16 protein-coding genes are annotated in these 22,311 nt (G+C 40.3%); all 16 read right to left on the minus strand.

Annotated elements, in window-relative coordinates:
- Positions 1–304: 304 nt before the first annotated feature.
- Positions 305–1,033, minus strand: a complete 729-nt coding sequence (locus H4O18_RS02200) for a carbohydrate-binding family 9-like protein (RefSeq protein WP_187581462.1) — start codon at positions 1,031–1,033, stop codon at positions 305–307.
- A gap of 122 nt (positions 1,034–1,155) precedes the next feature.
- Positions 1,156–2,163, minus strand: coding sequence for an LLM class flavin-dependent oxidoreductase (locus H4O18_RS02205; protein ID WP_187581463.1), 1,008 nt, complete (start codon positions 2,161–2,163; stop codon positions 1,156–1,158).
- 159 nt (positions 2,164–2,322) lie between these two features.
- Positions 2,323–3,729 carry a c-type cytochrome domain-containing protein gene (locus H4O18_RS02210; RefSeq protein WP_187581464.1) on the minus strand — a complete coding sequence of 469 codons (1,407 nt, stop codon included), beginning with the start codon at positions 3,727–3,729 and terminating at the stop codon, positions 2,323–2,325.
- Between the two features lie 5 nt (positions 3,730–3,734).
- Positions 3,735–4,679 (minus strand): beta-propeller domain-containing protein, encoded by a 945-nt coding sequence (locus H4O18_RS02215; protein WP_187581465.1) that lies wholly within the window; start codon positions 4,677–4,679, stop codon positions 3,735–3,737.
- A 27-nt stretch (positions 4,680–4,706) separates the two neighbouring features.
- A complete protein-coding gene (locus H4O18_RS02220) occupies positions 4,707–6,158 on the minus strand; it encodes a DUF1501 domain-containing protein (RefSeq protein ID WP_246473902.1) in 1,452 nt (483 codons plus the stop codon).
- Complete coding sequence (locus H4O18_RS02225; RefSeq protein WP_246473905.1) at positions 6,158–9,133, minus strand: PSD1 and planctomycete cytochrome C domain-containing protein; 2,976 nt, start codon at positions 9,131–9,133, stop codon at positions 6,158–6,160. Before H4O18_RS02225 ends, H4O18_RS02220 begins: the two co-directional genes overlap by 1 nt.
- A gap of 1,194 nt (positions 9,134–10,327) precedes the next feature.
- A complete protein-coding gene (locus H4O18_RS02230; protein ID WP_187581466.1) occupies positions 10,328–10,972 on the minus strand; it encodes an HAD family hydrolase in 645 nt (214 codons plus the stop codon).
- Between the two features lie 28 nt (positions 10,973–11,000).
- Positions 11,001–12,005 carry a Gfo/Idh/MocA family protein gene (locus H4O18_RS02235; RefSeq protein WP_187581467.1) on the minus strand — a complete coding sequence of 335 codons (1,005 nt, stop codon included), beginning with the start codon at positions 12,003–12,005 and terminating at the stop codon, positions 11,001–11,003.
- A 182-nt stretch (positions 12,006–12,187) separates the two neighbouring features.
- On the minus strand, positions 12,188–13,963 hold the full coding sequence (locus tag H4O18_RS02240; RefSeq protein ID WP_187581468.1) for a purple acid phosphatase family protein: 1,776 nt from the start codon (positions 13,961–13,963) through the stop codon (positions 12,188–12,190).
- Between the two features lie 73 nt (positions 13,964–14,036).
- Positions 14,037–14,855 (minus strand): glycerophosphodiester phosphodiesterase, encoded by an 819-nt coding sequence (locus H4O18_RS02245; protein ID WP_187581469.1) that lies wholly within the window; start codon positions 14,853–14,855, stop codon positions 14,037–14,039.
- A 58-nt stretch (positions 14,856–14,913) separates the two neighbouring features.
- Complete coding sequence (locus tag H4O18_RS02250) at positions 14,914–16,197, minus strand: DegT/DnrJ/EryC1/StrS family aminotransferase (protein WP_187581470.1); 1,284 nt, start codon at positions 16,195–16,197, stop codon at positions 14,914–14,916.
- Between the two features lie 28 nt (positions 16,198–16,225).
- Entirely contained in the window at positions 16,226–17,317 is a 1,092-nt protein-coding gene (locus H4O18_RS02255; RefSeq protein WP_187581471.1) for a sialidase family protein, read from the minus strand.
- Between the two features lie 60 nt (positions 17,318–17,377).
- On the minus strand, positions 17,378–19,948 hold the full coding sequence (locus H4O18_RS02260) for a glycosyl hydrolase 2 galactose-binding domain-containing protein (protein WP_187581472.1): 2,571 nt from the start codon (positions 19,946–19,948) through the stop codon (positions 17,378–17,380).
- Positions 19,949–19,958: 10 nt separating this feature from the next.
- Complete coding sequence (locus tag H4O18_RS02265) at positions 19,959–20,192, minus strand: hypothetical protein (RefSeq protein WP_187581473.1); 234 nt, start codon at positions 20,190–20,192, stop codon at positions 19,959–19,961.
- An 18-nt stretch (positions 20,193–20,210) separates the two neighbouring features.
- The gene (locus H4O18_RS02270) at positions 20,211–20,426 is read right to left on the minus strand and encodes a hypothetical protein (protein ID WP_187581474.1); all 216 of its coding nucleotides are present in this window, start codon (positions 20,424–20,426) and stop codon (positions 20,211–20,213) included.
- Between the two features lies 1 nt (position 20,427).
- A complete protein-coding gene (locus tag H4O18_RS02275; RefSeq protein WP_187581475.1) occupies positions 20,428–21,936 on the minus strand; it encodes a sodium:solute symporter family protein in 1,509 nt (502 codons plus the stop codon).
- Between the last annotated feature and the right edge of the window lie 375 nt (positions 21,937–22,311).

Consider the following 22,311-nt stretch of genomic DNA (forward strand, 5'->3'; position numbering starts at 1 on the left):
TCTCTATAGTGGGCAATCTTTAACAATTCCTTTTAATCCCCAAATATTATATGGATTGGAATTGTTGCTTTACCCTATAATAATTTCCTCAGTCTGCATGTAGATCCTGCCGTTAACTCTTTAAGATGTGTTCGAACACATCTTAAATTTAATAATACTTTAGAGAAAGTACCCCTTTTATTTCCAATATTTAACAATTATATTGCCCAATTGAAGGAAAAGTGTCATTTCTATTGAAAGATTACAAAAATTATCCTCTTAAATATCTTGTTCCCAAGGTGACATAGAATCACCTAGTTAATATTTATTGAAAAATAAGTTTGCCAAAAAACTCCGGCCTGTGATAATCCGGCTTTTCGGTTCCTACCGGATTCCAGGTTAAATAATGGCGTTGGGAAGTAGCGTCTCCACATTTATAAAAATTTGCAGTGCTTTTTAAGCCTTTTAATTTAATTTCGGGATTATGGGTCAGGATTTCAGCTGGTATTATTATGGTCATTTCCCAAGTGAAGTCGCCCGTTCTTTCTGTGAAAGTTTGTGATCCCAAAGTACTTTGTACCTCAATCAAATTCCTTATGGTATTTGGATCAACAAATTGACGCTGCCCTCTTCCAGGTCCATAAGCCAAATGAACGGTGCCAATACAATTGAATTCAAAATTATAATAATTCCCGTTCCCTAAGGGGTCTAAAAAAAATTCCACACAACTGTCGCGTGCCACAGGTCCATTGGTGTCCCCAACACTGGCCAGAATGTTTTTTTCCTTGACATAATATTTTAGCCAAATAGCATTATTGCTGTGTGCAATCCTAAAGGCAACATCGGGACGGTAAGAAAACTTATCCCAGTTAATTAAATCCACATGCTCTAATTCTACATGCTGTTCCAAAAGTTGGGAGACCTGCTCCAAACCAACTTGTCCGTTATATTTAATTTCCTTGACCTTAAGCACTTTGTCCTGACTATGTATTTCAGATTTGCAGGCCAACATTAGCCCGATGAACCATAATATTAAATGTATCCTCCTCCACATTTATAACATATCTAATAGAACTACAAATTAGCTAAAATTTGTCATCCCAACTATAAGATATTAAAAATATAGCCTCGTTAAGGCAAAAACATATTCATTAGTGGGCCATACAATGCTCCAGATTAAAGACTACTCAATATTTCATAAGATTTTAATCGGTCATTATGGTCATAGATATGGGATACCGCCATTATTTCGTTGACCCGGGTATTTGTCACAAAATCCGATAGTTGTGCTTTTATTGTTTCTTTAGACCCAACAAAACTATAGTGCATCATATTTTGTATTTGAGCTTTTTCCATCTCATGCCATATACCATCCATACTCTTCACAGGAGGCGGCAATGGTTTTCTGGTGTTTCTAATAATTCCCAAAGCTAATTGCTGAAGGCTTGTCTCCAAATGCCTGGCCTTTTCATCGGTTTCTGCGGCAATGACGTTAACACAGGCAATAGTATAGGGAGTATTGCATTGTTCTGAAGGCTCAAAATTCTGATGGTATAATCTAAGGGCTTCATGCAAGTGGGTAGGGGCAAAATGACTGGCAAAAGCATATGGCAATCCTTTTGATCCCGCCAATTGGGCGCTAAAAGTACTGGAACCCAATAAATACAAGGGAAGGTTTAATCCCTCCCCAGGAATGGCCCTAACGGCAGCATTTCTATTCTCCTTGGAAAAATACGTCTGTAATTCCGTTATATCGTTGGGAAAATCGTGTACGGTTTCCGTTCGATTTCTTCTTAAAGCCTTAGCTGTTAGTTGATCTGTTCCTGGCGCTCTTCCCAAGCCCAGATCAATTCTCCCTGGGAAAAGTGTCTCTAAGGTACCAAATTGTTCCGCTACAATTAAGGGAGCGTGATTGGGCAACATAATTCCTCCGGAGCCTACCCTTATGGTTCTGGTTCCTTGGGCAATATGTCCAATTAAAATTGGCGTGGCCGAACTAACCAAACTTTCCATATTGTGGTGTTCGGAAATCCAAAATCTTTCAAAGCCCAAAGTTTCAACATGTTGTGCCAGTTCCATGCTCTTTTGAATAGACTGTAATGGCGTTGAGCCCTGAGCTACAGGGACCAAATCCAAAACTGAGAATTTTGTATTCCTTAAATTATTGTTGATGTTAACCTCCATTTTTTCGGTGTTTTCTTGATGTGATAGTAAGGCTTAGTCGAAAAATGATATCTATACTTAAAACAAATTTAGGAAGTCTCGAATCAGTAAATGAAACATACTTTAAATGAATGTATGTCATTATAACTAAACCCTTCTTATTTGATGTAAGACAAAAACTTAATCCCGCTCAAAAATTACGGTGAGACCCGGATTTTGTTCTTTTAATAGCGTTATGGTTTCTTTAGATACTTCGGACTGCCAGAGATAAATTTTCTTTAACCTTGTTAATTTAGGCACTAGGTCCAAAACACCTTTTGAAACTTTTGTTCCATAAAGGTTAAGCGATTCCAAATTCTCCAATTTAGATAAGTGTTTTATCCCGTCATCGGTAATTTCATTTCCTCTAAGATCCAACTTTACCAGATTTAGTAATAATCCAATTTTTTCAAGATATGCGTCCTTAAGGTGTGAATTTCCTAGGTTAAGCCAAACCAATTGCTCCTTTAATTCCAATAAGGCATCTATATCTGCAGCTTTAAGGTCATATTCACTTAAACTAAAATTGGCCTCCAAAAAATAATTGTCCTTCATTAAAGGATTGATTACAAATCCATGTCGAATCAAGGAATCAACGATGGACCGATTGGGAGGTGGAACCTTTTTATTAAAAAGATTGTTCTTATCCAATCCTAAATAATTACTGACCAAAGAACTTACTGCCTTTTCCGTATCCAATTCGGTTACAAAACCATTCGGTGGAGCTCCAATTTTTATCCACCATTTAATCAGCAACACTTCTTGATCTGTAAGCGGCAACTTTCCTTCAGATGGCATAAAATCGTCATGTTCTTCGGGTAGGGTAATCCTTCGAACCAATTCGCTCTTCAAGGCATCACCCGGGATAATGGTATTTTCACTTTCTCCTCCGAGCATCATATTGCCATAGGAGGTAAGCAAAAGCCCACCTTTATTTTTCCCCTCGTTATGGCAGCTAACACATTTGGTTTGCATCATTGGCAATACTAAATCCAGAAACACATCTGCGGAATCCAATACCGTGACTTTTTCACGCGGCTCCACCTTGGAAGGCAATCCTGCCATATTCCTAACGGGATTTGGTGCGTATTCCAGTAAATAAGTGGAACCATGGGTCAGGTTACCACCCATGTGCCCAGTAAACATAAGTAAAAGTCCGACTATAAACACCAATATCCATTTTGGAGTGGAGAGTGAATTACTCCATTTCTTATTGATAAAGTAACACCCAAAAGACAATAACATTACGGTAATCCCGCCCCACTGATGCCAAAAGAGGGTATCCTCATCATAACCACCACTTAGGGACAGAAAATAGCCAAAAATCACAGCCAATAGCGCACTAAATGCACCCAAAAGCCATATCAGCGGGAGATACATCACCAACGGCTTGAATTTGGGCCAGCGCGTAGCCAGCTGTGCCAAAATGGCCATAATAAGGAAGCCAATGGGAAGATGCACAACTACTGGGTGAAACCGCCCAAAAAACAAAACAACATCTGGCGGGTTATCCAAAATACCACCATTCATCAAGAAGATAAATCCCATTTATACTATTTAAGTGGAGTGCCTTTTATGGGTTTTCCATTGGTGGTCAATATTTGAAAGTGGTGCACCCTATGCCCTTCATAATTCCATACCATAGATTTATCAGGTGTCAACTCAAACAATTTAATTCCTTTTTGAGCCCCGTAACTGGCGATCACTGTATTGCCATTGGGTAATCTTTGTGCCCCGCAGGGATCAACAAAAGGTGCTTCTTGCAAATCAGAATTGGATGCTTTCCAGACTACCTCGCCATTGGAATCAAATTCCACCACCTTGTTCCCATGAGTTAAAGTAACCACGGTATTTCCATTATCCAATCGAATAGCGGTAAAAGGCCAATTTTCAGCTTCCCTTCCTCCCAAATCTTCCAAATCCGTATGAAAAACATTTACCACTTTCCCGTCCGGTTGGTATTCCTTAACGGCAAAGGCCAATAAATGTGGTACTAAATAATTGCCATTCGATAATTTCCTGGCCATCCTAGTCTGCATATGTACATTGTCCGTATCAGGTTTAAGTGGTATGCTGCTTACCACTTTTCCCTTTTTATTAACCTCAACTATTCTTGGATCCGATCCGGATTCGGTAATCATGGTGTTGCCATTGGATAAACGCACTGCGGTTCCCAATTCAATGGATTTCTCCGCTCTGGTATAGGTGAAAATTACCTTTTTTTTCTTGTTATACTCGCGCACTTCATCTCCCCAACAAATAAGGATATTGCCATTCTTTAAGACATAGCCATCCCTGGCACTTTTTTTCCCGGAATCCCAGAGTTCCTCTCCATTTTCCCCAATAATACCAGTAAAATTAGGTCCTGCTATAAAGAACGAATGTTTAATTTCATTTTTATTTATCGACTGATTTTGGGGTGATAAGACAGTAGCCTGACCTACCAAAAACAGGGGCGACATCATTAAAAACAGTAGTCCTTTGCTAAAAATATTCATATGCGAGTATTCCAATTAAAATTTTATTTAGGTTAAAATATCCTTTACTACGTTACCATGAACATCTGTCAACCTCATATCTCGACCTCCAAAACGGAAGGTCAGTTGCTTGTGATCTATTCCCAGCAAATGCATAATCGTGGCATGTAGGTCATGCACGGTTACTTCGTTTTCTATTACCCGATAGCCATATTCATCGGTCTTGCCAAAAATAGTTCCTCCCTTTACTCCTGCTCCAGCCATCCACATACTAAAGGCGGACGGATTATGGTCGCGCCCGTCAGATCCCTGTGCAAAAGGGGTACGGCCAAACTCTCCAGTCCAGACCACCAATGTTTCCTCCAACAAACCTCTTGATTTAAGATCCTTAAGGAGTCCAGCTATGGGTTGATCTACTGCATGGGCATTTTTTTCATGACCTTTTTTTAAATTACTGTGCTGGTCCCACCTGTCAACACCTGGACCAACGTTGGGACAAGTAAGTTCTACAAATCTAACGCCACGCTCTATCAGCCTTCTGGCCAAGATACATTGAGAGGCATATCCCCTCAAATTAGGGTCATCCGAATCCATACCGTACAATTTTTTGGTGGCCTCGGTTTCCTCCTTAAACTCAGTAAGTTCCGGGATGGAGGATTGCATTTTATAGGCAAGTTCATAATTGGAAATAGCAGATTCCACGGCATCGGCCTCTCCAATTTTCCCAATTAAACTATGATCCAATTGTTTAATAAATTGGAGTTTTTCCTCCTGAAGATTTTTAACGCCTTCCCTTGGATTGATATTGGCTACAGGTTCTGGACCAGCTTTAAAAACAGAAGCTTGGTAGGATGCCGGTAAAAACCCATTCTTAAAATTATCCAGTCCACCAGGAGGAACCAGCCCTCCGTCCAAAACAACATAGCCAGGTATATTTTTATTCTCGCTCCCCAAGCCATAGTTCATCCATGCACCCATACTTGGGCGCCCCTGCAAACCACTGCCGGTATGTAAAAAATAATTGGCATTGGTATGTTCCGGAAAATTGGAAACCATGGATCGTATTAAAGCAATGTCGTCTACGCAAGTGGCAATATGGGGAAACAGATCGCTCACCGGCATACCACATTCCCCGTATTGTTTAAAATCCCAAGGGCTTTTTAATATCTTACCCACATTGTCGAACTGGGTGGCATCTACCTTAAATTTCTTTCTGGGATCCTCACCATTCTCCTTGGCTAATCGGGGTTTGGGGTCAAAGGAGTCTACTTGTGATACACCCCCATCCATATAGAGAAAGATGACATTTTTCGCCTTGGGCAAATAATGTGGTCCCAAATAAAGATTGGAAGCTGACTCAAGAGCTCCTGGCCTCTTGCAGCCCAATGGCATAGTGCCAAATAGACTCATTAACGCCAATGAACCGAAGCCCCCAGCCGATAATCCCAACATTTCCCGACGGGAAATAACTCTTGGTTCAGTATTGTGATGATGGCCCATTAGATAAGGTATATAAATTCTTTTAAATTAAAAATGCTATGACAATACTCTTTCCAGAGTTCCATTTCTTGGTTCTCGTTACCTGCCTCTTTCTCTTCCATAGTCCTCAACATCTCGAAAAAATCAGAAGCTTTTTTTAGTTCTTTCGAACTTGCCAAACGCGAAAAAGCCTGCATATAGATCCACTGTACTTTTTCCTCAAAACCGACCAGTCCCTTTTCCATTAATTTCCCCGCCATAATTTCGGCCTGTTGTGCAACCAATGGGTCGTTCATTAAAATCAAGGATTGCGAAGGTACATTGGTAACGTTCCTACTACCAAAAGTACTAAAGGGAATAGGACGATCAAAGGTCGTCATCATAGGCTCCAAGAAATTTCTCCTTACCTCCATATAAATACTCCTTCGCCCTTCCCCATTTAGAGGTCCCGATTTCCCAGGCCTACCACGTCCCTGCATAAACGCCGTTAAATGGGTGGCCACAGGTGTTCCGTACATGGTGGAATCCAAACTTTCGGAAACAGCCAATATTCCATCCCGAATGGCTTCTGCCTCCAACCTTCTTACGGGAAAATAAGCCAAATAGATATTGTTGGGATCCGCATTTGCCAAGGCATCACTTTTCAAAGTACTTCTTTTAAAAGTCTCTGAGGTAACAATTGCCCTGATCAATTTTTTAACGGACCATCCTTCCTTCTGAAACTTAACAGCCAGGTAATCCAACAGCTCCGGGTGGGATGGTAATTTTCCTTGTAGACCAAAATTATCAACCGTCTCTACAATTCCCCTGCCGAACAAATGGTGCCAAATCCGGTTTACCATTACGCGGGAAGTCAGGGGATTATCTTCATTCAACATTACCTCTGCCAGCTCCATACGTCCACTTCCTTCAGATTTAAATACCGAATCGCCCAGTGACAATACCGATAAAAATCTCCTAGGAATATGTTCTTCCGAGGGCTCCTTATAATTACCTCTATTGAAAACGGGGCTATCAATTCCGTAACCATCGTATATCCCATTAACGAAGGATTCGGTTTTTAAACTTTTGGCCAGCTGTTGGCTACTATCCAAAACCGATTTCAATTCAGGGAAATGTGGTGGTAATTTTCCTTTCTTCAAATCATTATTAATCCTTGTTACCTTGGAGGGAGATATCTCCAGGGACGCCCAATTATCCTGTGGTTGTTGCGTGGTAAAATTCTTTTCCAAATCCGAAGGCCATTCCCCATCGTAAGTCACTGCATATTGTGCCTCAATAAAAGCATCCTCCTGTAGATTATACTTATGGCGTTCATAAACTCCCGGTAAAATTTCTATATATGCCTTTCTACCCTTCCAGGCCGATACGTTGAAAACAAAATTATTCCATTCCCCAGTATTCACTTTTTTGTCTATTCCACCATAAATTGGGTTTTGAATCAATTGGAAATTGTCTATTATTATTCTGATGCTACTGTTATTTCCAAGTGCCCTTACACCAACAAAATCTTTGTCCAGAATGATGTTTGGGGATCGTAAAGCACCAAAGATACCCATCCCTATTGCCCTACTAGAGGCTTTTCCTTCATCCAAACCAAGCAATTTTCCTGTGGCCATATCCACTATGGGATTACCAAGGGTTGATCTCTGCCCGAAAGCAAAGCCATCACTTGTCCATCCATCAAAATCACGGCCTCTAAAATCGCCGATGACGGTATAGGCCTTTTCATTTGTGTTTACTGCTGTGTTTTGGGCGTAATCAGTATTTTCATAGTTGCTTTTGGCTGTGTCCCATTTTCCCGCCACCAACTTCCGCATATAGGAATTAAGATTTTCTATTTCCTTGGCCGCCAATTTCTTATCCTTGCCTACATCGGCAGGAACCGGAGAAAATCTTGTGCTTTCCATTACCCCATATAGGGCATAATAATCTGCCGCAGTTATGGGGTCAAATTTGTGGTCGTGACATTTTGCACAGGAAACCGTTAACCCCTGAAAAGTCTTGGTGGTAACGTCGATCATATTATCAATGCGATCTGCCTCGTCCTGGCGCACATCCACTGGGCTATGGGTGCCTTCACCCATAACATAGAAAGTAGTGCCCAGCCTAGATTCCGAAACTCCAGTTTCCTTATTTTCCCTAGTAGTTGGCAATAAATCCCCTGCAATGTGCTCCTTTAGGAATTGATCATAGGGCACATCTTCATTAAACGCCCTGATCAAGTAGTCCCTATATTTCCATGCACCTGTTATGGCATAATCAAACTCGTGCCCCTTTGTTTCCGCGTACCGCACCAAATCCATCCAATGCCTTGCCCATCTTTCTCCATAAGCCGGTGAATTTAGATAACGATCTACCAGCTTTTCGTAAGCTACACTACTGGTATCCGATAGGAATTCTTGAACCTCTTTAGGATTGGGGGGTAAGCCGGTAAGTAAATAGGATACTCTTCGGATAAGCGAGTTTTTATTGGCAAGGGGGACTTTTTCCAACCCTTTTTCATCCAATTTCTTTTCTATAATAAAATCGATGGCCTTGGGGTCCGATAACGCAATTTTCGTCTCCGGCTTAATGAAGGACCAATGATCTTTCCATTCGGCTCCCTGATCTATCCACTTGTTCAATAAAGCCTTCTCCCTCTCGGTAAGTTTCAGATTGGTCTCCGGTGGAGGCATTACCATACCTGGATCCTCATTATAGATCCTCTGTACCATATGGCTTTTGGAAGTCTTCCCCGGCACAATGGCATGGCCTCCTTCTTTTAGCGCAGCGGTAGCGCCTTCGTAGGTATCCAATCGCAATTCCGCTTTTCTGCTACTTGGGTCTGGGCCATGGCACAAATAACAATTCTGTACCAATATGGGTTTTACATGAAAATTAAAATCCACCACTTTAGGCAGAGGTTCAGAGAACTGTGGTGATCTGTCACAGGAAATACCTAAACCGCCCAGCACACAAATTAAAATCAGAACCTTTATTCTGCTAAAAAACATTGTCAAAATTTTAGAGGGAAATTCAAATATACGGATCCAAAGCATTAGAATCAACTATTTAAATTGCATCGGCAGATATTAATTGTACCCTAAAAAGGCTTATAAATTCCCTCTTGTAACGAAGAGGGGAATGAATTGTCCCGCCTATCTGCGGGGAAAGAAAGGGGAGATTGAAGCCTTAATATTCACCTATTCTCAGTCTTCTCTCTATATCCACATGCTTTAGGATTTCAGAGCCTTCCGTCTTCGCTTAGGCGAAGACCCCTCCCTTTGGCTAAAGGGAGGAGCTTTTTTTGTTTTCGTCATCCGCACCATAAGGGAGAAATCACACTAGTAGCCAACGACGTTTTGAAAACTTACCATGAAGCAATCTCTTTATTCAAAAAAAGTATTGCGATTCCAAAAATGAAAACCTAGCTTGTGCGACTTCTCAATCGCCCAATAAAGCCCCATGTCGGAGTGACTACACCCGTACCTTGGGCAGTCGAAAACTTCTTTTAGGCACAACAGCTAATGGCTCCCCTCTTGGAACGAAGAGGAGAATGAATTGCCCCGCCCCTTGGCGGGGAAAGAAAGGGGAGTTTGAAATCTCGAGCCGTAAACCCATACCTTATCTATCGTCCCCTCCCAAAGACCTGGGCTATCAATCCCTTCCGTCTCCTCAGCACCCAGCGGAAGACCCACCTTCCCTTATCCAAGGGAAGGAGCCACTGCTGTCGTCATTGTGTGCCCATTATGGCTACTGGATTATCTCTTTCCCCTTGTGCCTTTGAGCTACTTCATCATCGGTACCAAATAGAAACAAATCACACTAGTAGCTCAACGACGTTTTGAAAACTTACCATGAAGCAATCTCTTTATTCAAAAAAAGTATTGAGATTCCAAAAATGAAAACCTAGCTTGTGCGACTACTCTCCCGATAGCTATCGGGAGTCCCAGAAAAGGGACTCTGTCGAAGTGACCACCACAGTCATTTCGACCAATAGGGAGAAATCACACAACTAACTAAGCCAAAACATTAATTGGATATATAATTTCCTAGCTAGTAATAAGACAGATGAAACTTTTATAAAACCGTTGCCTGCGGGATTCCTGCCAATAGGGGATTCCATCGAAGTGACCAAGCCTTACACGGTCGAGGATTGAAATGGAAACACTAATTGTTCCAAACAAGCCCATCCAGATATGTGTGGATTAAAGTAAATCCCTTAAATCTTCTATCGTATCAATGGTGTATTCCGCTTTGGGGACCTCCCCAAAACCGTATTGGGCGTAAACAAATGGTATTCGGTTCCCCTCGGCAGCGGTATAATCCCCCATGGTATCCCCAATATAGATGGGTTTGGAAAGTGTATTTCTTGCAATGACCATTTTTACATTTTCGGTCTTGGACTTGCCCGTATTTCCCGAACATTCAAAATCTTTAAAATAGGCGCCCAAACCATGGTATTCATAAAAGGCCTCGATATAACCAGCCTGACAATTACTGACGATATACAAATCGTACTTACTCCCCAAAATCTTCAAGGTTTCTTCCAATCCATGATATAAAACACATCCAGACTCCTTAATATAATTTACCTCTTGTAAATAACAACTGCTCATGACCTCGTCTTGCTGTTCTTTGGAAAGATATGGAAACAAATGCTGTCCTACCAGATCGTGCTGCATTCCCAGAATACCCTGTATATCCTCCTTGGAAATAGGATTTGTAATACAATCGAAACCATTCAGGGCCGTATGCCAAGCCTTGATACTCATGGGCATAGGATCCCAAAGAGTACCATCCAGGTCAAAAATGATGTTTTCAATGTTGTCCTTTAATCCACTCAGAGCCATTTTTTTGAGGTTTAGATTAAACTGGTGTCTAAATTAAATTGACTACCTCTCCCGTTTTGGCCGATTTATAGGCCGCATCCACAATGTCCAGCACCATTTGTCCTTCCACAAGTCCTGGAACGGGTTGTTGTCTAGTTTTGATACAGTCTACAAAATACTCCATTTGACGGGTATAGATTATTTGGTCGCAGTGATCTTCCCTTTTTGGAAGCTCGGGCACTGTTGTTACCGTGCCTTCCCCGTCTTTCATTTTTAAAAATGTTGGAAACAGATTGGCATAACCCTTGGTGCCGAACAAGCTGGTACTAGCTTCCGGTCCGTCCATATGGGGGTGCCACCATCCACTTTCTATAATGCTTTCCGTGCCATTGTCCCAAGTAATTACCAAAATACCTGTATCGTCCACATCATAGTCTCCAAATTCCGTAGAAATTCTAGCATATACCTTAGCTGGTTTGGGATTACCCAAAATATACCTTACGGCATCAATGGCATGGACACCCATGTCTGCCAAGGCTCCTCCGCCTGCCAATTCCTTTTTGGTAAACCATCCGGAGGGACCCCAATTTTCATGTATACCATAGCCTTTGGTCTTAAATACTTTGCCTATCGTTCCAGAATCTACGGTATCCCTGATATAACGGGTGTCGGTATCAAAACGCCACATATGCCCTACCATAACCAATTGGTTATGCTTTTTGGCCACCTCCGCAATTTGCCTGCCTTCATCGCCACTGATTCCCATGGGTTTTTCAAGAAAAACATCCTTGCCATTTTGCAAAAACTCTATGGCATAGGGAGCATGAAATTGATTGGGAGTACTTATAATTACGGCATCCAGATCATCTCTTTTTACAAGGGATGAAATATCGTCCAGCGCTTCTTTAATATTGTATTTAAGAGCAAACTTTTTGGCATTGTCAATTTTTTTGGACACCACCGCCACAATTTCAACATTGGCTAAGGTTTGAAGTCCACGCGCATGATAATCCGATATAAATCCTGCACCTATTAGGGCTATTCTGGTTGTCATATGTTTAAAATTTTATAATTGATTAAAAAAGAAGTAATTACAAAATTTACAAACAGATGTAACCACTTCGTTTTACTCACGTCCTTATTATTTTTTGTGTTCGTGAACCTTTCGGTTTCACATAAACTTATTTTAATCGTATCGGTATGGTATGCTTAAAAAAGTTTATGCTCATTTCATAGTTACTTATTTATTATAAACTCATCCACAATTTCTCCTACTTTGTTGTAGGTAGTGTATTTCAAAGTTTTATCTGTTAATGTCATATATTGATAAAATTGACCTTCCTTAAACCTCTTTTCAGCATAGGGTTCTTCGCCTATATCGTCATGATTTCCATTGGTCCCGATAGAAACTGCATATATAGTTCCGTCTTTAAACGAGTCCACAACTTTGCCATTATTAATGGGCTTTGAACGCATATAATAATGAATATGACCAGCCATGACCATATCAACATGGTAGGTGTCAAAAAGACCGCCCCATTCTTGCTGAATATCCAAATAAGGTTCTTCAAAATTATACGGTGGGAAATGTAACATGACGAATTTCCAAGTGGCATTGGAATTTTTCAATTGATTCTCTATCCATTGGGTTTGTGCTTCATTGGGTTGGGTTGAATCGATCATCAAAAATAAAGCGTTGCCATATTCAAAAGCGTAAGTGCTTTCCGGATCCACGCTTTCAGGTCCATTTTTGGGCAAACTAAAAAGTTGATAATACATCCAAGCGCCCAAACCATCCTGGCGATCATGATTTCCAGGGACGGGCATTAAGGGCTTATGGGAGAACACATCTTTCGAATATCCAAAAAACATGTCCCATTCGGTACGGTAAAGTCCTGTGGTTACAATATCGCCTGCAATTGAATAAAATGCAGTTTCAGGATGTCGGAGGTTAGCATCGTTGAGCATTTCTGCCCATTTGGGATCCCTATGCGTATCTCCAAACCAAATAAACGAGAACTCATCGGCATCCTTGGCTTCGGTCTTAAAGCTTCTAACGGAAGACCATGACTGCGCTTCTGCTGAACCTACGCGATACTCATAGTTGCCTCCGGCCTCCAAATTGTTCAGATTGGCTGTAAATCGGTTTATATACCTATCATTGAACAACATTCTATCTTCCATGCCCGATACCGAGGCATTTAAGGAAATAGTGTCGGATGTATTTTTCTTCCAATACTGAACAGTTCCATCTTTTACGGTAGTATTGGTTCTCCATTGTACATCCATAGAATTTGTAGGATCCGCACTCCAGGTAAGCATTATCTGATCGGGTTGACTGGAAGATGGGAATATTGTTTTGCGAAAAGCTCCTTCTACATGTGCTTCCCTGGCCCTTCCCCTAACCGTAGTGAACAATACCTGACCCTCAAGTTCTTTGGGCAGTTCCGTAATTTTAAGGTCGGACCAGTCATGGTATGTAAAAGCCCCTTTTTTAAACACTTCCAAAGAATAATCCTTAGGATAGCGTTCGCTAATTATAGGTTCTTCATTGCTATTCTTTGGACCTACCGAAATAAAATAGACGACTCTATCCATGTCGAACCCCGGGATTCCGATATTTACCCAACCCGCGCCAAAATCCTTTTGCCAAACTTCATAATCATACACTTCATTTTTTACGAGTTCATCGGTCTTTATAAAACCACTTTCCTTAAGCCAAAACGGTATTTCATGATCAAGATGTCTCATCAAAGAAACCGTTACCGGTACATTAACCTTAAAATATTGGTAACGGGTTGCCAGTGTTGTTTTCTCGCTATCGGTCAGAAATTGGAGCATAAAAGTATCGTCAATGGAATCATAGTCCTTGGGATCTACTTTTTCATACAATCTTGTGATCACAGTATCCATTACACCTTTTACAGAGGCATTGTTCTGTTGTTCTTCCTTTTTGGTTTCGGAACAGGAAAAAATTAAAAACAAGATGGAAACTATTAAGTATTTTCTCATTTAATTAGAATGTATTTATTCTTTGGATTTTACCATATTCTGTGATTACTGTTGGGGTGCTTTACCAAGGTGATTAATTCGCTCTTGAAAAAGCGTCCAGCATTTTGGACAAACGATCTGTCAAAATAAAATCGACCCCTGCATCCAATAATTCCTTCACACGACCTGCTTCTTCGGAATGAAAATAATTAATGCGAATCCTATTTTCCTTCAGCTTCTTCAAATCTGCCAACATATTTTCATCGTCCCTACTACTTTTTATTTGAAGAAATTTGAAGCCTTTTTCAATGGTTTCATCAATATATTCAGCGCGAGTGGATAATCGCTCCATGTTGCACATCATAATATTGGGATTTACCTGCCTTACCCCTTTGGCAGCCTCATTATTACAAGCAATAACAGCCTGGTGGATTCTGTCCGCAGAAATCACAGCTTCCGCTGTTGCCGCACCCAATTTTTCATCCCCTTTTAAATGGATATTAAGCCAGATGTTTTTCGGCATAATATCCAAGGCCTCCTTTAAGGTGGGAACCCTTTCTTTCTTAAACTCTTTGGATTTCCATTTCCCCGCATCCAGCCTTTTTATTTTTCTCAATGTAAGATTCTTCACCAGTCCACGACCATTGGTGGTCCTATTTACCTTATCATCGTGCATAATCACCAATTGATTATCCTTTGTCATTTGGACATCGAATTCGATCATCTGCGCACCTAACCGAATAGCCTCCGCAAATGCCGCCAAAGTATTCTCAGGTTGGGTTTCAGTAGCACCCCTATGGGCACAAATACCCTTTTGTGGTAAACCGTAGTTGTCCGACACCACCATGGAATCTTGAGAATAAACAAGGGTATTCCAAGAGCAAAGAATAAAAAGACTTATCACTAATTTCATCCGTGTAATATATTGCTTATTATAAGATATTGTCTTTGGGAGGGCAGCCCCTATTTCCTTAATCCATCAATTCCTCGGCATGGGTATAAATCTTCTTTATGGCCACGGCCACTAAGTCCATATCTGCTTTTGTTCCCATCAGCACCTTGTGGTGTACACAAACCGATTCTTCCTTAAAAATCCGCTCGCAGACGGGTAATGAAAATCTTTTGGGATCAATGGCCTTCCAATAAGCATCGTTTAATTTATGCCTGGAAGGTTTGGTGTGCGGCACATATAAAGAACAATTGTTCAGTGGCTCATAACTAGCATCTACCATTATACCCAATTCTGCCTCGAGGGCAGATCTAAACTTCTCCACAGGCAAATTCTTGAACTTGCTTGTATCGTATCGAAAGGCAAAATTAAAATAAGCCTTTTTGGTCTCTCTATCATCTCTTCTTAAAGGTGTCACCCCCTCAATTTCCTTTAGAAGCGTATTTAAATATGCCCCATTGGCATCTCTATTTGCATTTTGTTCCGGCAATCTTTTTAAACCCTCTACCAGTATAGCTGCCTGAAATTCGGTAATCCGATAGTTCCCGGATTGAATAAAATTACCGTCATCACCATAATCTCCTATCCCTTTGTCAGCACCAATAAGCGAGTCTCCCTCCGGTCTGCGACCAACATTTCTTAGGGCATCCAATTTTTCAGCTAAATCAGTATCATCCGTGGTAACAGATCCACCTTCACCAGCTGTTAAATGTTTTGATAATTGAAAACTAAAACTACCTACATTACCAATACTACCTGCCTTTTTACCTTTCCATTCACCTCCATGCTTATGGGCGCAATCCTCAATAACATAAAGATTATGTTTTTTGGCAATGGCCATTATCGCATCCATATCCGCAAAAGCGCCATAGAGATGTACTGGAATAATAGCTTTTGTTCTTGGAGTTATGGCTTTCTCTATTTCTTTTGGATCAATACACCAGGTATCCTCACAAATATCTACCAATATGGGAGTAGCATTTACGTCGATTACGGTGGCAGCAGTAGCTTGCCATGTTAGACCCGGGACAATAACCTCGTCACCAACTCCAATACCCAAGGCTTCCAACGCAATTTGTATGGTTATGGTACCATTTACAGCACAAATGGCATGTTTTACTCCTGTATATTTTGCAAATAGTTTATTGAACTCTATTTCCTTTGGTCCATTATAGGACCATACTCCACTGTTAAGAACCTCAATTAGGGCAATTTCCTCCTCTTTCCCCCAAACCGGCCATTTCGGCCACGGATTTATAGTGGTATCACGACTAGGTGCGCCTCCATTTATTGCTAATTTTTTCATTTTTAATGGTTGTTTAGAATGAATTCGTTTATAATTTTTCAGGGTCCAATACTACATGTTTCACGGTCTTTCTGTTCCATGTATACACAATATGTATTAATCCGTCAGGGGTTTGAATCAGGGTAGGATACGAATATTCCTCCCCCTTTTTATCGGTTGTTTCCGTTAGTGGCTCTAAATCCAACACCCTTTTCCAGGTTTTTCCGTCTTTGGAAATACCAACGCTCAAGGGAACCCTATCCTCAGATTCTATACGGGTTGGATTGTAGATCAATATATTCCTTCCATCTTTCATGGTAATGGCATCTATCCCTGAGTCAGGATTGGGAAGCGCTGTAGCTGTCATTTCAGTCCAGGAAAGTCCACCGTCATAGGACCAATTTTGGCCAATTACACCCTGATAGGTTCTACTTAATAATTGAATGGTATCGTTACCATGGTCCAGGATTGCCGGTTGTATGGCCTTAAATGTTTTTCCATCGTTCAAGGGAGCTGTTTTAGTCCATGTTTTGCCAAAATCCACACTCCTTTCCAGGTAAATCTTATGACCCTCCGTTTCACTCTCGGTACTTGAAGGGGATAAAATATCCCCATTGGACAAGGTAACGGGCCTATTCTTTATAGGACCTAAAATTCCTTTGTCCAATCTGTTAGGGGCAGACCAACTAAGTCCGTCATCCTCGGAGGTTTTATACATTCCCCACCAATATAATGGATCGGGCCCTACCTTATAAAAGAGAATCAATTGTTTATTTTTAGGCTTAAATAGTACTGGATTCCATGATGGATATCTAACTCCGTCTTCCTCTACGCCATCGGCCACTTCAACGGGGGTCGTCCAAATGCCATTCTTTTTTCTAGAAACCCAAATGCCTACATCATTGTTTTTTTCCTCTGTTCCCCCAAACCAGGAAGCAACCAGTGTTCCATTACTGAATTCAATGGTTGGCGCATGGCATTGGGGTGTTAGCCCATGGCCTATTTCATATATGTACTCTTCAACAACAATAGCAGGGTGCTTAGCTGTTGTTTCCAATTTACTTTCCTTGGCCTTTTCCTTACAGGACCCACCTGATATTAGAAGGGTACAGGCAAGCACATATTTTGTCCAAATTAGCATAATAACAATGATTAAAAATTAAGTAATCCAAACTAGGAAATGGGCAAATAATAAGGGCTATTATAAATTCCAGCCTTCCACCTTCAAATCGGCGGGAGAAGTCCCTTTAAAATTAGCACACACCATCCGTTCTTCCCCAGGGAGTAAATTGATAAAATTGTCCTCCCAGAAAATAGGAAGTATAAGTTCCCCGCTCTTTTTATCCACAACTTTTAGGTTGATTAAAAACGCAATATGGTCGCTGTTGTTCTTAAGTTCCACCTTAATATTTTGATGTTCTCCATCCTGTTCAAAATAATGAGACTCCTCCAACTGGGTCTTGGGCAGCTCATTCAACTGCTTAAAGTCTGCATAAACCTTACTGGGGGTGTGAAATGCAAATGATCCCAAATCGGCCTCATAGTCCAAAACCTCTTCTTTTGTGGAGAGCCAATAAAAATTATTGCTGATTTCGACCCCTTTCTTATCCAACAATCGAAGATCTACAAAATAGGTAGTTGTTAGACCTTTCAATTCATTCAAGGCGATAATAGATTTGGATGAATCCGATGCCATATTAAAGGCGACCTTTTCTTCAAAGAGTATTTCCGATTTTATGGAATAGACTCGAATATGGGCCGTCAAATTTTCTACTGGACTTATAAGGTCATTAACGGCATAAATATGTTTATCCCCATAATTGTATATCAGGCTTAAGGGCAAACATGCCTTTTGTGTAGCATATAATGCCGCTGTAGGATTTAAGTAATAATCGTACAATTGCCAGTACATCTTAGGCCAAGCCGCGTTCAACATCCACTGGACAATACCAGTTGATCTCTCTTTATAAACCTGAAAAGCTTCGAACATAGGGCGCATAAGCTCATAGTTCATGGCCTGTGCTTTTTTATCGAACTCTTCCAAAGTACTTGGTGTTCCATATTTTTCCTCAATGGCCTTGGTAAATCTACTTATATCGGCAAATTCATACCGGCCACAATGATAGTTCCAGGCTTCCCCAATAGGCCATAATTGTTCCTCGGGAAACATCTTTTTTAAACTTTCCAATTGGGGAACTTGGGCCCCCGGGCCGGTTTCTGTATTAAAACCGTAGGCTCCACCAAACTTGGTATCCGTAAACCAGTATACCGGTGCGGTATAGGCATAAGGGCCCAACATTTTTACCCCAGATGAGCCACTGATCTCACTTATGACATCTTCACTCCCAATAACATGTTGGTCACTGCCCACACCTCCTGTAGAATTTAAATATGGCCTTGTGGGGTCATATTTGGCGAAAGAGTCTATATATTTTTGTTCCAATTCTGTGATGGGGACTTTATCGCTGGCAACAGTCCATACAAATATGCTGGGGTGATTTCGCAACCATATCACCTGATCCTCCCAGGCTTGGGCAACATGTGCTATATCCTTGGGCTTATATACCCCCCCAAAACGTTCATTTACAGGGACGCCCATATGGATCTCATGTTCCCAATGACAGCTCCATCCTACCATTAATAAAATTCCATGTTCATCACATAGGTCGTACAACTTATGGTCTTTTCCCCAAAAACCCTCCAAACGAATACAATTGAGATTCATTTGTTTTACATACTTCACCTGTGCTTCAATACTTTCGTCCGTATCCATCAAAAGCATATCATCTGTCCAGCCGCCACCTTTGATCAATACCTTTTGTCCGTTTACTTTATAGCCACGGTGAATATCATTTAACCAATAGTCCTCTATTTGGCGAATTCCAAATCTCACCTGGGACTTATCCAAAACCTCATCACTGGCTACAAATTTTAAATTCAAATCATATAGGTCTGGATTACCCAAATGAATAGGCCACCAAAGTTTTGGATCCTTAAAACTAAGTTCCGAAAACTCTTTGCTTGTAAAAATTACCAGCTCCTTATCCTTAGGGGCAAGGCTTATCTTTTTCTTAAATTCTACAGCCCCTATGGTCCCGATAAGATCTCCTGTAATAGCAGTATCGGTATAGTTAGCCAGTTCCGTTGAAACGGTTAGATCCGCTTCTTTCAAGGTTTCTAGATTTACTTTGGTCTGTACGAAAGGTTTTTCAATATGTACCCCACCATGAAGATATAGGGTTACTGGTCTAAAAACACCCATATCCCCATCCGGAGGGGCAGGATTCCAGTCTACAAAACCAATACTAAAATCGCCTGGTTTGGGAGGAATTACCTCAATGGCCAATACGTTGGTTCCACTCTTAAGGTTTTCACTTACATCAAAAGCAGTTATACGAAAAGCCCCGTCTATCGCCGTGGAATCGGCTACTAGCTTGCCATTTAACCATACATTGGCCTTATAATTAATACCGTCAAAATTCAAACTGCCAAAATTATCGGCTTGATTCTGTGTAAGTTCAAAATTAGTGGCATACCACCATGGCACTTTAAACAGTTCGGTTGGTATCGATTTTAGATTTTCCCCAAAATAGGGGTCTTCATAAACCTTATTGGCCACCAAAGTGCTCAAAACGGTAGATGGAACTTTAGCGGTCAACCAATTATTGGAAATTGAGGACTTGGTAGAAATTTCTTCCCCTTTTTCCGAAACTTTATTTGAACTCTGGATTCTCCAATTATCAGATAAGTCTATTTTGACGGATCTATGCATTCTATATATTTTATTTTTCCTGCTTGGCTTTCAATTTCTTTATGTTGCTTTTAGCTTTCCACATCATACCTCCTCCAATAGATATTAGTATCAAGCCAGCAACCATATCTGTCATATGTTCCACAAAGGTTTCGGTAAAGATCATTGCAAATAGTACAATAACCCCAAAAGTTATAATGAAAAACCCAAGGGCGTTGTTAATTTGGGCGGCCTTTATTCCCGCATTTATTTCATCTGTTTCCATATTTTTTGGATTAAGGGGTTAAAAATGATAATAGATCGATGCCAAAATAGATAGAACGGCAATAGACCATAGTTTTAAATTGTTCCACCAATGGCGATCTTCCTTTGCTATACCCTCGTAAACATAGTCAGTGGGCAGCAATAGCACTAAAAGACCTATTACTCCATACAAAGAAAGAAATATCATTTTTGCAGTTTCTTGCGAAACACCGGAAAGCCAGTCAAAATTGAACATATTACACTTTTTTATTTTTTACCAATATTTTAGAACTAAACACCAGGCCTTGCAATTGCTCGTCTGTATGTTTCTTAGTTAGCAAACTAACCGTTACATTAATAATAGCTCCTAATAGGAAAGACCACCAGGAAATATAAAGAAACGGATCCTCAATTGTGAAGAATTGCTCTTTAAATACATTTAAGTAAATGGCAAATCCAATTCCTATGACCAATGCGGAAAGTCCACCCCATTCTGTAGTTCTTTTCCAGAATATACCTAATAGAAGTATTGCAAATATCGGCCCTTGGAAATAGGACATAAAGGTTTGTATGGCCACATAAATACCAGGAAAATCACTACTTATAGGCGAGGTAGCCACACCAATAACCAATAAAACCAAGGTTGTAATTTGCCCTACCTTTAAATAATGTTTATCATCAGCACCTTTTTTAATAAAAGGCTCGTAGATATCTTTAGTAAATAAGGTAGCCGTGGAATTTAACAACGAATCCACACTGGACATAAGCCCCGCGAAAAATGCTGCGAACATAAGTCCGACCAATCCAGGAGGCAAAATCGATTTGATCATCATTGGTAGCGCTTGATCACCATCTGCCAATCCAGGATGAACAACAACAGCCATAAGCCCAGGGAACAAAACCAAAATAGGAATAAACATTTTTAAGGCAGAACCAAAGATCATACTGGCTTTTGCATGCCATTCGTTTTTGGCGGTAAGGCAGCGCTGTACTATAGATTGGTTGCCTATCATATAAGCATTGGCCATAACGAAGGTTAGACCAAATAAAATTCCTGTCCACGGAAAGGGCGATTTCGTATCCTGTGGTTGAATGATATCGAAATGGTTTCTATACTCAGGTCCCATTGTTGCGATTTTATCTACCATATTATCCCAACCTCCAACTTCGTAGAGACTTAAAAAAACTAGGGCAAATCCACCTATGAACATTATTACGAATTGTACAACATCGGTCATTATTACTGCGGTAATCCCTCCAAAATACGTGTATAACCCAACTACTCCGGCAGTGGAAATAATAGATATCCAAATGGGCCAACCCATAAGTACATTTAATAGAACCGCACTGGCCCAAAAAAGTACTCCCAAATCCAATGCAAAAAACAAAATCCAGGTTACCGAGGCTATGGTCCTTACCTTTTGATTATATCTTCTACCTAAATATTCAGGTATCGTATACATACCACCACGCCAGAAATAGGGAATAAAAATAAATGCCGCCAATAACATGGCCGGAACAGAACCGACCCAATCAAAGTTACCGACAGAAATACCATATCTATATGCCTGTCCGGAAACACCTACAAAATCCAGAGCCCCAATATCCGATACCACAATAGACATCCCAATAGCCCAAAAAGGTAGGCTTTTACCTCCAAGAAAATAATCTTCGGAGCTATTGACAAATTTTTTAAAATATAGCCCAAGTAATAACATTCCTATTATATAGGCTATTACTATAAAATAATCTATCCCTGCTAGCATTGTTTGGTATTTTGATTAATTACCTACAAATTAAATTCAAATAGAGATGATTAATTAAGTAAATCTTATTGTCTTTACATGGTATATTACCATAAGTACTAGTTTTTTAACTTATTTATGGATTATTTAGTTAAAATTATAGCAGTTTGTATAAATCATGAAGAACTACTCCATTAATATAGGTATTACCTACATATACTATTATAGGTAATTTCCTTACCTATAAAAACCATAAAAACCGTCTGATTTCGTCAGGTTCCAAAATGGCGCTGTTTAGGTTTAAGAAATATTCTTGCTTAAAAGCAATCATATCTTAACCTAAAATTTTCAATATCTTAATATTTAATACATTAGGGTTAAGATTTAACAAGTATC

This window comes from Arenibacter arenosicollis, assembly GCF_014397245.1.
Taxonomy (GTDB): Bacteria; Bacteroidota; Bacteroidia; order Flavobacteriales; family Flavobacteriaceae; genus Arenibacter; species Arenibacter arenosicollis.